Here is a 12,703-nt window from a genome sequence, read left to right as displayed (position 1 = left end):
ACAATCACTTATTTTCATTAAATTTTCAACATGGCAACTACAACTTTATACGAAAAAGAAGTTTCTTTTCAAGCTGACAGGCGACGCGCAGGAGTAAAACTGATTAAAATTATCAGCGATTTATGGTACGACAAATCAATCGAAATGGTTTTATTTCGAAATCAACTCCTTGACAGAAATGTCAGTGACATCATTAATCTGCATGAATATGCAGCTGAATTTGTAGGCAAACCCATTTCGATATTCGATTCTGTTAAAATTGCAAAAGCGGTTTTAGAATTGAACTTGCTACCTTCAAAATTAGATATTGGCAAGCTAACCTATGAATATGGTTTAGAAGAGGACAAATACCCAGATGCTAAGTATTTTGTGATTGACAAATTAAAAAACGCAAAAGACTCAGAGGAAGTGCAACCTAAAGATGTTGTTTTATATGGTTTTGGACGTATTGGTCGTCTATTAGCCAGAGAGCTGATGTCTAAAACGGGAAAAGGAAGTCAGTTGCGCTTGCGAGCGATTGTTACACGTGATAAAAATGACGCTACATCGCTTGAAAAAAGAGCTTCCTTGTTGCGATATGATTCTATACATGGAGACTTTCAAGGTTCTGTAATTGCCGACCCCGAAAATAACGCATTGATAATCAACGGAACTACTGTCCATGTTATTACTGCAAACGCTCCAGAAGAAATTGATTATACGCTTTTTGGAATCGATAATGCTTTAGTAATTGACAACACGGGGGCATTTACAACACACGAGGCATTGAGCCGCCATTTGGTTTCTAAGGGAGCCGATAAAGTATTGCTTACCGCTCCTGGAAAGGGAGTTCCAAACATTGTTCATGGTGTAAACCAGAACGAATACAATCCGGATGAAATTAATATTTTTTCAGCGGCATCTTGTACTACAAATGCAATCACACCAATCTTAAAAGCGGTTGAAGATACTTTAGGTGTTGTCAAAGGACATTTAGAAACAATTCATGCGTACACGAACGACCAGAATCTTGTAGACAACATGCACAAAAAATACCGTCGTGGAAGAGCAGCCGCTTTGAACATGGTGATTACCGAAACTGGTGCTGGAAGTGCTGTTGCAAAAGCATTACCTTCATTGGAAGGAAAACTGACCTCAAATGCGATTCGGGTTCCAGTTCCAAATGGCTCTTTGGTTGTCTTAAACCTTGAAGTTTCCAAAACTACTTCGGTGCAGGAAATCAATGCTATCATGAAAAAATATGCTTTGGAAGGCGAGCTGGTAGAGCAAATAAAATACTCGATGAATAATGAGTTAGTCTCTTCAGATATTGTAGGTACGCCTCAACCTGCTATTTATGACAGTAACGCGACGATCGTTTCAAAAGATGGAAAGAATATCGTATTATACATTTGGTACGATAACGAATACGGTTACAGCCACCAAGTAATCCGATTGGCAAAATACATTGCTAAAGTAAGACGTTTTACGTATTACTAGCAGTCCTTTACAGGTTGCATATTGCAGTTGTACTTTTTTAGTTATTAGTTTTTAGTCATTAATTTGTAGAATTAAAACAACCGCAATACAACCTGAATTTAATAGAAAATCCGTCCATTTTTAACAACGAGACGGATTTTTTTTTGCTTTCTTAATGGCATTGTTGCTCTAAATTTAGCCACAGATGACACGGATTAAACGGATTTTTTTAAGCATTACTTTTCCTATTTTGTAGCGAATAAAACGCAGATAAAACGGATTTTCACTGATTTCCAAAAAATTCCCCTTTAAAAATACGATTTACATCCGCAAATTCATCATTCATAATTCATAACTCCTAATTTTAAAAAACTATTCCTTAGCTTTTGTCAAATAATAAACCGGAATACCAACTAGCATAATCAAAACACCCCAACCGCTCGTACTCGTTTTAGTATATAGTAAAGCGATGCAAATCGCACTAGCAACAACAATATAAAGAGCCGGTAGAAATGGATACCCAAACGCTTTATACGGTCTTTCAGCATCTGGCATTTTCTTACGAAGAATAAATATTCCTAAAATAGTAAGGATGTAAAATATCAAAACGATGATGACCACAAAATCCAATAAATCACCATATTTCCCTGTCAAACACAACGCCGAAGCCCAGATACACTGCGCCCAAATAGACCAAGCCGGAACACTGGCATGATTCAATTCAGCTGCTTTCTTGAAGAAAACACCGTCTTGCGCCATTGTATAATACACTCTCGCACCCGCCATAATCAATCCGTTGTTGCAGGCAAAAGTCGAAATCATAATCATCACAGCGATTATTAATGTTCCCACTGAACCAAAGATACTTTGCGAAGCCACAACAGCCACACGATCAGATTCGGCTGTAGCAATGTCATACAAAGGCACCACCGCCAAGTACATAATATTTGCCAAAATATAAATTACACTCACGATTAAGGTTCCTAAAAACAAACTCAATCCCACGTTGCGCTTTGGATTTTTAATTTCTCCGGCGATAAAAGTAACGCCTTCCCAAGCCACACTGGAGAACATCGAACCTACTAATGCTGCCGAAATTCCAGATATCAATGCGGTTCCACTGATAGGCAACCATGAGCCCGTTTCTACATTCAATGCTTGTGACGTCCAAGCATTCGTCCAGTTTGCATCCCAAACTTCTGCTTTGGCAGCCATAAAACCAAAAATAATCAAACCTGCCAACGATAGAATTTTGATAACCGTTAACACCGTTTGTAGAATTTTCGAGTTTTTCACCCCTCGACTGTTCACATAACTCAATAAAATAATGGTAAAAATAGAAACCAACTGCGCCGCATTGAGCTTAAAATCCCCTATTTCATATAAAATATTCTTATCACTTAAAGGCGCATATAAATAAGCGGCAAATTTAGCAAAAGCCACACCTACAGCAGCAATCGTTCCCGTTTGTATCACGGCAAAAAAGCTCCAACCGTATAAGAATCCTATGAGTTTACCATACGCTTCCTTGATATACACATATTGACCACCCGCTTTAGGAAACATCGCGCTCAACTCGCCATAACTCACGGCAGCAATCACCGTAATCGTGCCCGTAAGCACCCACATCGCAATCAACCAACCGGCGGAACCCAATTGCCGAACCATGTCCGAGCTCACAATAAATATCCCGGAACCTATCATAGAACCCACTACAAGCATAGTTCCGTCAAGTAATCCTAATTCTCTTTTAAAATCGTCTGGTTTTTGGTCTTCCATATTTTTTGGTTTTGGGGTTTTGGATTTAGTTGGCTAAAGATATACTTTTTTTGGAAATTTCATAAAATACAAAAAAGTGAAAAGTGAAGAGTGAAGAGTGAAGAGAATAACTTGAGTATTATAAACCGATTGTTTTTTTGGGCGTGACCCTGCAGCAGCTTTGTCGTTCCTCCTCGCCACTTTGGGTCGGGCCATCCGCTGTATCTTTTTCGTCAGTTCGAGTTGCTGTTTTTACAGCAGTATCGAGAACACGAAAAAGGATGCCGCTGCTGTCCCTCACGCAAACCGCAATAACTATAACGTTTATTCATTTGTATAAAAATTGTAAGAAAAATTTAATATATTTGAAAGAATATAGAAGGGAAGAAAGTTTGGCCAAACTACCTGTAAATGGGAGGATACACGAAAGTTTATTTGGTCTATATGCAAGATAACGGTCATCCTTGCGGACTTTCGTACATCTAACAAAATTTTAAAATATGAGAAAGATTACACTATTTTTTATGTTGTTTTACGTAAGTGTGAACATTGCACAAACACAAGTTCATATGACTAATGAAGGAAATGGCGTTTATACTATTCCCTGTAAAGTTAATGGAATTCCGTTAAAATTCATTTTTGACACTGGAGCAAGCGATGTTGTAATTTCATTGTCAGAAGCACGCTTTATGCTGAAAAATGGATATTTGAATGCAGACGACATAGTAGGAACTTCATATTCACAAATAGCAAATGGTCAGATTACTGAAAATACAAAAATAATACTTCGCGAAATTGAAATACAAGGACTTAAACTTTATGATGTAACAGCATCTGTAATACACGAATTGAGTGCGCCGTTATTACTCGGTCAATCGGCAATTCAAAAATTAGGAAAAATTCAACTAAATGGAAACGAGTTAACAATATACAATGGAGCAGTAACAAATTCTGATTGCTCTTTCGAAAGCATTATCCCTTTTAAGATTGGTATGAGTGATTTTGATATATCAATTATTGTACTGAAAAATAAAGATTTTAAAATAACAGACGATTCTTTTCTAGCTAAACAAAGAAATCGTAAGGAATATGTAGATTACCTAAAAAAAGACATAGAAAAAGGTTATTTGGTAGTGACGAAAAAATTTCAAAATTGTATAAACGCTGATATAACATATCGGTTGAGTTTAGTCAACGATTATTTATATAGAATTGATTTTGATTTTAGTGTTGGTAAATCAACGTCTGAAAACATAGAAAAAATGCTTGAAAATTATGAGTTTTTAAAAACAATAATTCCTAAAGAGTATGAATACATTTCCGAATATACTTCTACAAATCCTGATACAGGCTTAAAAATTGGAGAAGGTATTAGCTTATACACAGCGGAAGGCCTTGAACAAAGAAAAAACAGCAAATATTTTAAGCCAAATGAATTCGATTTGGGTTATACCTTAAAACCTATTAAAGATTTTTCCGAAAAAACTATCATCTATAACAATGCCGTTTTAAGAATTGTAGATTTAAGAAAAACCGTTTTAACTAATAAAGGCTACTAGATGTGTACAACTGAATGTGTAAAATACTCTCAAACAGTTCTTAATTTTATAATTCCAATATTTTGTGGGGCAATTGGCTGGATTGCAAATGTCATATGGGAAAAATCAAAATATAAAAGAGAACAAAAAACATATTATTGGAAAGAAAAAATTAACGCTGGCAAAAAAGCAACTGAATTTTATTTGGAGTATATCAACTTACTTAATTTAATAAGATTGCAATTCAAATTGTATAAAGACAATGTCATCGAAGGAGACAATCTATTAATTAACATTCAACAAGAAAACGTTGAGTTTTGTTCGCAAAAATTAAAGCATTTTCCACATTACGAGTATCATCATATAAATTTATTTTATGAACTGATTGAAGATAATAATTTTAAAATTGTAAGCGATAACTCTGAAATTCTGCAAAAAATAAATAAAATAAACCAATCGAAAAACATAAGAGATAATGAAATAAATGAATTGTTTGGTAAAATGGAAGATAATTATGAAAAACTGCATAGTAATGTACTATTAAATTTAAAAAAAATACAAAAGGATTTAGAAAATGAAGTTAAATAGTGGAGTAATTATTAAACCTAATAAAAATAAGCGCGTAATCGTTAGAGCAGTTTTGCAAACTGTGCCCAATTAGGAAATAATATAAATACCCCCACTAGCGCTCTTTTGCAACGAGTGTCAATTATAATTTAGACCACAATCGTAGCTTTTGCAACGCGGTTACTATATCTTTAAGAATTCATACCCAACAAAGAGGAGTAAATAAAACAACAAACTAAATGCGATTGCTTCGTTCCTCGCAATGACTGTAATCCCTACAAAAATAGATGATACGCCACAATCGTTCGCGCAGTTTTACAAACTGTGTCCACAATAATGAAATAATATAAATAACAAAAATCATGAATACATTAAAATTAGGATGGACAGGCCTTGGCAACATGGGGAATCCAATGGTGATGAACCTACTCAAAGCAGGTTTTGAAGTATCGGTTTTCAATCGTACCAAAGAAAAAGAATTGCCACTACTCGCTTCAGGAGCAAAATCAGCAAGCAGTTTGCAAGAACTTATGGAAACCTGCGACGTCGTTTTGACGATGTTATCCAATGACGCAGCGGTAAAAGAAGTAATTGAAGGACCAGCAGGTTTGTTATCGGCTGCAAAATCTGGGAAAACTATCATCAATATGAGTACGGTTGCGCCGGAAACGTCACGTTATTTAAACACGATTTGCAACCAACATCAAGTCCATTTTATAGACGCTCCCGTTTCTGGAAGTGTAAAACCGGCACAAGATGGAACTTTGGTTATTCTTGTTGGCGCTTCTAGTGAGGATTATGAATTAGCGAAACCCATATTTGACGTTTTGGGTAAAATTGCCATTCACGTAGGCGAACCCGGCGTGGCAAGTTCGGCTAAGTTAGCCATCAATTACTTATTAGGATTGAACCTTCAAGGGATCGCCGAAACGGTTTTATTTGCAGAGAAAAACGGCGTGAGCAAAGAAGACATGCTCAACATTATCAATCAAGGCGCTTGTGGCAACGGAATCACGAATATCAAAACACCTTCCATTTTGAATGATTCGTATCCGGCAGCATTTGCGTTGAAGCATTTGGTTAAAGATTTAAGACTGGCCAAAGAAGCCGGACTCGATTCACCACTCATTCATCCTTTGTACGACAGTTATGCCGCAGCAGAAAAAGAAGGATTAGGCGATCAAGATGTGATGGCGATTATTAGCAGTTTGAAAAATAAATCATTGTAGAATAGCGATACATTCAGCGAATAAACCATTGATTTTAATTGGTTAAAATAATAGACAAAAAAAAGCTACACCATAAAGATGTAGCTTTTCTTATTTAATCGAATCAGAAAACGATATTACTTCGTTTTCACCGGAGGCAAGTCAAATGCTGCTGATTCATGCTCAAAACCATTGCGGTGAGAACCATCACAAAATGGTTTATTGACAGATAAACCACAACGACAAAGACCCAAAGCCGTTCTTCCTTCTAAACCGTATGTTTTTCCTTCGCAGTCTGTTATTTCGAAATCGCCTTCTATTTTTATAGAACCATTGCGATTGATTGTTAGTTTTGTCTTGCTCATAATGCTTTTAAATTTTTAGAATTCAAAGATTGCAAAATATTTCAGGACCTTTTCACATTGCTACTCTTTTTTATTTGTCCAAAACGTAATTTACATTAATTCTATTTTGCGTAACAAGATACCGAGGAAATTTGACTTGACAAGAATTCATGAAAATTCGCTGCTTTCTATTCCAACATTCCGCATCAAATAATCAATCTACTAAACGAATAATTGACTATTTTTAGAGCTTTAAATCTATTCATCAATCAAACTCTCATGAAAAATAAAATCGTAATTACCTTATTTTTAGGATTCTTAGTTGGAACAAGCTACGCTCAAAAAATGAACGTTGCCAAACTGGACAGTTTATTTCAGATTTTGGAAGCCAAAGATAAATTCATGGGAAGTATTGCCGTTTCACAAAACGGGACGCTACTTTATTCGAAATCTATTGGAATGGACGACATAGAAAGCAATAAAAAAACAAGTAATTTATCCAAATACCGTGTGGGATCGATTTCAAAAATGTTTACTTCTGCATTAGTATTTAAAGCCATTGAAGAGAAAAAACTATCGTTGAATCAAACTATTGAAACTTTTTTTCCAACGATTGAAAATGCCAATAAAATAACCGTTGGTAATCTCTTAAACCACCGGAGTGGCATTTATAATTTTACCAATGCTCCGGAATATATGAATTACAACACCCAACCAAAAACGGAAAAAGAAATGGTGGAAATTATTACCAAAGGAAAAAGTATTTTTGAACCCAACAGCAAAGCGGATTACAGTAATTCCAATTATGTTTTATTGAGTTACATTTTAGAAAAAACCTATAAAAAACCATTCAAAGCCATTTTGAACGATAAAATTGTAAAACCATTAGGCTTAAAAAACACCTACGTTGGAAGCAAAATCAACATTCAAAACAACGAAAGTAATTCCTATTCTTTTTCTGAAAAATGGACAAAGGAACCCGAAACCGATATGTCAATCCCAATGGGTGCTGGGGCAATTGTATCTAATCCACAAGATTTGACATTGTTTATAGAAAAACTTTTCGCCAATGCAATAATCTCCGAAAGCAGTCTAAAGCAAATGACAACACTACAAGATAATTACGGTATGGGGATTTTCCAGTATCCATTTTATGAAAAGAAAAGTTTTGGTCATACCGGAGGAATTGATGAATTCAGATCCACATTATCATATTTTCCAGAGGACAAAATCGCTGTTGCATTAACCTCTAATGGGAGAACTTATGAAAATAATGACATCATGATTGCCGCTTTGAGTGCGTACAACAACAAACCCTTTACAATTCCCAATTTTAAAACGGTTACAATAAAAACCGAGGATTTAGATCCGTATCTAGGAGAATATTCAGATGTGGGATTTCCAATGAAAATAACAATCACAAAACAAGACACCAAACTTTTTGCGCAGGCAACAGGTCAATCTGCTTTTCCTTTGGAAGCAACCGAAAAGGATACTTTCGAATTTAAAATGGCAGGAATCCAATTGGAATTCAAACCAAACGAAAAGCAAATGATTTTGAAACAAGGCGGCGGAAAATTTACACTGACAAAAAAATAAAATAATTCTGTAGAAAATGGAGCTATAAATTCACTAATAGTATTTAAAAAGATTACTCTATACTTGAAAACATCAAATTATAATCCAAATAAGAACCAACGTTATTTCTATCTAAAGTGTACATTTGTCTGTTGCAAAGAAAGTGTTTTGTATTACCAAAAATTTTTGTGATAGTACACTGATTCCTTTTAACAACAAAAATTCAATTCTTAATCCTATCATAAAAGCATGAGTATCTTAAAAAAAGTAAATGTATACCGAAGAATTGTAACGCATAACCTAACTAAAAATATTGGGAACTCACAAAAAAATCAAATAATCGATTTGACACAAAAAATCGAAATCAATAGAGTTTTAATTTCCAGACCCAATCACAGACTCGGGAATCTGTTATTGATAACGCCACTTGTACAAGATGTAATCACTACTTTTCCTGACTGTAAAATTGATTTGTTTGTAAAAGGAGGTTTGGCTCCCATTGTTTTTAAAAATTACACTAACGTCAACTACATTATTGAACTTCCAAAAAAACCTTTCAAAAATCTAGTTGACTATTTTAAGGTTTGGATAAAAATTAAAAAGCAAAAATATGACATTGTCATCAATGTGGATAAAAACTCCTCATCGGGACGATTATCGGCTCAATTTGCAGATGCTAAATACAAATTTTTTGGAGAACTCGATGAAGAGATGCAATTGAAACACACCGATTATGAGCATATTGCAAAATATCCTGTGTATGAATTTAGAAATTTTTTGACCAAATTAGGGTATCCAAAAAATGACAATCCTGTTTCATCACTGGACCTTAAATTAAGTGCGTCAGAAATTGCCGAAGGCCACAAAATTGTTAAAGAATTGGTTAAGAATGACAAAAAGACAATCTGCATATTTACTTACGCTACTTCTGATAAATGTTATTCCGAAACTTGGTGGGAAGAATTCTATGAAAGACTCAAAATAGAATATGTAGAATACAATATCATCGAAGTTTTACCGGTTGAAAACATTTCACAAATAGGATTTAAAGCAACCACTTTTTACAGCAAAGACATCCGTGAAATTGGTTCTGTTATTGCCAATACTGAACTTTTTATTGGTGCCGATAGTGGTATTATGCATTTAGCAAGCTCGGTCCTAACACCAACAGTTGGATTATTTTCCAGACCAAATATAAACATGTACAGTCCATACAATAATAATAGCACAGCTATTGATACTAATAGTGGCAACAAAGAGAATTGGATTGAAACAATAAACAACGTCCTACTTTCGCGATAATGCATCCTCTGAGATAATTCTATTGGAATACTAATCCGATTACAATACTAAAACCAATTGCAGCAACATGAAAGCAAAACTTCTACTTCCAGTCTTGATTGCGTTCCTTTGTTCACGAACGCTTTGGGCACAAAATCCAGAAACTTTTACGTTGAAGTTAGATCACATAGCACTTTCAGTAAAAGATTTAGACCGTTCTGTCGATTTTTATAAAAATGTATTGAAGCTTTCGGAAATCACCAACCTTACCAAAAAAGAAGGAATTAGATGGATTTCACTGGGAGATGGAAAAGAATTACACCTTGTGTCAACTATCAAAGAACCCGTTATAATAAACAAAGCGGTTCATTTAGCATTCAAAATTACTAATTTTGAAGCTTTAATCACTAAGCTGCAAAACCTCAACATTACCTATTCCGACTGGCCGGGAACACTTGACAAGATTACGGTTCGCGCAGATGGAATCAAACAAATTTACATTCAAGATCCTGATGGATATTGGATTGAATTTAACAGCGTTGAAAATAAATAAATCCAGATACTTACTATTTGAATTCTATCCTGTAGAAGTTCTATTTACGCAATAACAGTTACTTATAACATCAATATGTGAAAAATGAAACTTTTACTCTGAATTGTGTAATCCTTTTTACTGTTTAATTTCCCAACTTTGTAAAAGAAATTAAAGAGTTTAACAATCGAAATAAAACGTAGGATTATGAGTGATCAAGCAAATGAACATACTGTTGAAGGAATAGATAAACTTAAAAGTCTGATTCAAGAAATTAATACCTGTCTTTTTTGTACCAATATCAAAACGAATGATGGAGCAACGACAAGACCTATGGGAGTTGTCAATGTATGTGACAAAGGTAATATTTGGTTTTTCAGCGAAAAAGATAGTGATAAAAACAAAGAAATAGAGCAAGATTCTACTGTTCAATTGTTCTTTGCACACCCCGGAAAAGGAAGCTACATGGTTGTAAATGGTGACGCAGTAATAGTTACCGATCAAGATAAAATAGAGGAACTATGGTCTCCCGTAGTAAGTTTGTGGTTCAAAGAAGGTAAAAATGATCCTGCTGTTTCCCTGATTAAAGTAAAACCGAGCAGTGCCTACTTCTGGGATACTGACGGAAACCAAATGGTTAATTTTCTAAAAATGGCGGCCTCAGTTGCTACAGGAACTAATTATGTAAGTGGTACTGAAGGTGAAATAAAAATATAAATCACATAAAAAACGCCCCAATTATGGAACGTTTTAAATATGAATATATTTATTTTTTCGAGTAAATTATTGTAGCACTCTATTGATTTGAGAAAAGTTTTTTCGATAATATTTCTCTTTGGTCGATGATATTATCACTCCGTTGCTAACAGATGAATGAATGAATTTAATTTCATCTTCACAAACCTCAACGACCATCCCAACGTGATTAATTTGGCTTCTACCGTTGGTTTTAAAGAAAATTAAGTCTCCTTTTTGAGCCTCATCGGTATTAATTTTAGTTCCAATACTAGATTGCTCTCGCGATGTTCTTGGTAAATTAATATCGAATGCGCCAAAGGTAGTACACATAAGCCCTGAGCAATCAAATCCTGATTTTGTAGTTCCACCGGTGCGATACCGTGATCCAATATTTTCAGAAGCACGTTCTATCAACTGATCTAAAAAATCATGACTGAAAGTTGGTTTCGCAGCATTATTAAAATCAATTTTAGTAGTTTGAACATCCGAATTATTACCAGCATCAGTATTTGCAATTGCGTTCTCTGCAGGAACAGTATTCGCCAAAATATTTAGTTTGTAACCTACAGGAAGACCATTTTTAACCTCAGGATTTTGCTTTTCTAATTCGTTAACGGTAATTCCGTATTCTTTTGCAATAGCATATTTAGTTTCTTTTGGAAGTACTTCGCGAATAACTTGTTGTGGCGTATTAGTTGAAGTTGTTTCATTTTGAGAACCATTTGAAGTTGTTGTATTTGACAAATGTGTATTAGTTTGTAAAATGACTGCTTCCTCTAATTTTGGTATTATTGTTTGAACTGAAGTACCATTTTTTGATGCAACTACAGGTAAATCTTTACTCTCTTGCGATGCTAAAACGGTTTCTGTCAATGGAGCGGCCGGAATATTTATTTTTTGACCAACTCTAAGTGCTTTTACGCCTATTTCTGGATTTGCTTTATCAAATTCTTTGATTGTAATTCCGTACTTTCTTGTGATGGAATATTTCGTTTCTTTAGGTAAAACTTCCCAACTAAATGTATCTACTTTTGTGGATTTCGATTCATTGGATTGAGTCAATGTAGCTACTCCGTTTTTTGATACCATTTGTTTTGTTGGTGCAATCATCGCTATTTCAGATGCGGTAGCGTTACCGGGAATATTTATTTTTTGACCAATTTTTAATTCTGATGAAGCGAGTGTAGGGTTGACTTGGTTTAATTCTTTAACAGAAATTCCGTATTGTTTTGCAATTCCGTAAAGTGTTTCTTTAGTTTGAACTTCGTGTTCTTTAAAGGAATTATTTATTGCAATCTTAGTTTTAGGAGCTGTATTTTTTGTTGAAGTAATAGGAATTAATAAAACCGAATTGAGTTTTAAAAGATTCTTAGCATTGGGATTTAAGTTAAAAATAGCGCTTTGTTTTACTTCATATTTCTCAGCGATACTCGATATTGTTTCCCCTTTTACTATAGTGTGTTTTGTGATTTTCTCCTGTGAAAAAAGAACGATACTATTTAAAAAAACTAATGTTACTACTACTCTAAAAGTCATATTCATTTATTTCAAATTACTTACCCCATTGTATTCTTCATAGCGATTTCGGGATATAATTATTAAATCTCGCTTAGGATGCACATTTATTATTTTTCAATAAAAAATATAAAAAAAACTCGTCTCTTGGATGTAAGAGAGTATAAAGTGTGCAATTATTATTTT

General features: G+C 34.4%; 11 protein-coding genes. 8 read left to right on the top strand and 3 right to left on the bottom strand.

Annotated elements, in window-relative coordinates; genetic code table 11:
* Positions 1-30: 30 nt before the first annotated feature.
* Positions 31-1,479 (top strand): glyceraldehyde-3-phosphate dehydrogenase, encoded by a 1,449-nt coding sequence (locus E0F91_RS07970; RefSeq protein WP_132065772.1) that lies wholly within the window; start codon positions 31-33, stop codon positions 1,477-1,479.
* A 351-nt stretch (positions 1,480-1,830) separates the two neighbouring features.
* Here E0F91_RS07970 and E0F91_RS07965 read toward each other — a convergent pair whose 3' ends face one another.
* Complete coding sequence (locus E0F91_RS07965; protein ID WP_132065770.1) at positions 1,831-3,237, bottom strand: APC family permease; 1,407 nt, start codon at positions 3,235-3,237, stop codon at positions 1,831-1,833.
* Positions 3,238-3,716: 479 nt separating this feature from the next.
* Here E0F91_RS07965 and E0F91_RS07960 point away from each other — a divergent pair, with 479 nt between their 5' ends.
* The 3 genes from E0F91_RS07960 to E0F91_RS07950 all read left to right on the top strand — a co-directional run bounded on the left by E0F91_RS07960 (position 3,717) and on the right by E0F91_RS07950 (position 6,550).
* Entirely contained in the window at positions 3,717-4,775 is a 1,059-nt protein-coding gene (locus E0F91_RS07960; protein WP_132065769.1) for a retropepsin-like aspartic protease family protein, read from the top strand.
* Positions 4,776-5,342: a hypothetical protein gene (locus E0F91_RS07955; RefSeq protein WP_132065767.1), complete on the top strand. Its 567-nt coding sequence runs from the start codon at positions 4,776-4,778 to the stop codon at positions 5,340-5,342.
* A 341-nt stretch (positions 5,343-5,683) separates the two neighbouring features.
* Entirely contained in the window at positions 5,684-6,550 is an 867-nt protein-coding gene (locus tag E0F91_RS07950) for an NAD(P)-dependent oxidoreductase (RefSeq protein ID WP_132065765.1), read from the top strand.
* A gap of 116 nt (positions 6,551-6,666) precedes the next feature.
* Here E0F91_RS07950 and E0F91_RS07945 read toward each other — a convergent pair whose 3' ends face one another.
* The gene (locus E0F91_RS07945) at positions 6,667-6,894 is read right to left on the bottom strand and encodes a CDGSH iron-sulfur domain-containing protein (protein WP_132065763.1); all 228 of its coding nucleotides are present in this window, start codon (positions 6,892-6,894) and stop codon (positions 6,667-6,669) included.
* 258 nt (positions 6,895-7,152) lie between these two features.
* Here E0F91_RS07945 and E0F91_RS07940 point away from each other — a divergent pair, with 258 nt between their 5' ends.
* The 4 genes from E0F91_RS07940 (at position 7,153) to E0F91_RS07925 (ending at position 10,981) form a co-directional block, all read left to right on the top strand.
* Positions 7,153-8,472, top strand: coding sequence for a serine hydrolase domain-containing protein (locus E0F91_RS07940; protein WP_132065761.1), 1,320 nt, complete (start codon positions 7,153-7,155; stop codon positions 8,470-8,472).
* A 228-nt stretch (positions 8,473-8,700) separates the two neighbouring features.
* Positions 8,701-9,753 (top strand): glycosyltransferase family 9 protein, encoded by a 1,053-nt coding sequence (locus E0F91_RS07935; RefSeq protein ID WP_132065759.1) that lies wholly within the window; start codon positions 8,701-8,703, stop codon positions 9,751-9,753.
* 67 nt (positions 9,754-9,820) lie between these two features.
* Positions 9,821-10,285 carry a VOC family protein gene (locus tag E0F91_RS07930; protein ID WP_132065758.1) on the top strand — a complete coding sequence of 155 codons (465 nt, stop codon included), beginning with the start codon at positions 9,821-9,823 and terminating at the stop codon, positions 10,283-10,285.
* Between the two features lie 186 nt (positions 10,286-10,471).
* Positions 10,472-10,981, top strand: coding sequence for a pyridoxamine 5'-phosphate oxidase family protein (locus E0F91_RS07925; RefSeq protein ID WP_132065756.1), 510 nt, complete (start codon positions 10,472-10,474; stop codon positions 10,979-10,981).
* 66 nt (positions 10,982-11,047) lie between these two features.
* Here E0F91_RS07925 and E0F91_RS07920 read toward each other — a convergent pair whose 3' ends face one another.
* Positions 11,048-12,538 (bottom strand): peptidoglycan endopeptidase, encoded by a 1,491-nt coding sequence (locus tag E0F91_RS07920; protein WP_132065754.1) that lies wholly within the window; start codon positions 12,536-12,538, stop codon positions 11,048-11,050.
* Positions 12,539-12,703: the final 165 nt, after the last annotated feature.

Source organism: Flavobacterium sandaracinum, from assembly GCF_004349135.1.
GTDB classification, from domain to species: Bacteria; Bacteroidota; Bacteroidia; order Flavobacteriales; family Flavobacteriaceae; genus Flavobacterium; species Flavobacterium sandaracinum.
The sequence above is the reverse complement of the archived record's forward strand: the minus strand, read 5'-3'. Positions and strand labels throughout refer to the sequence as shown.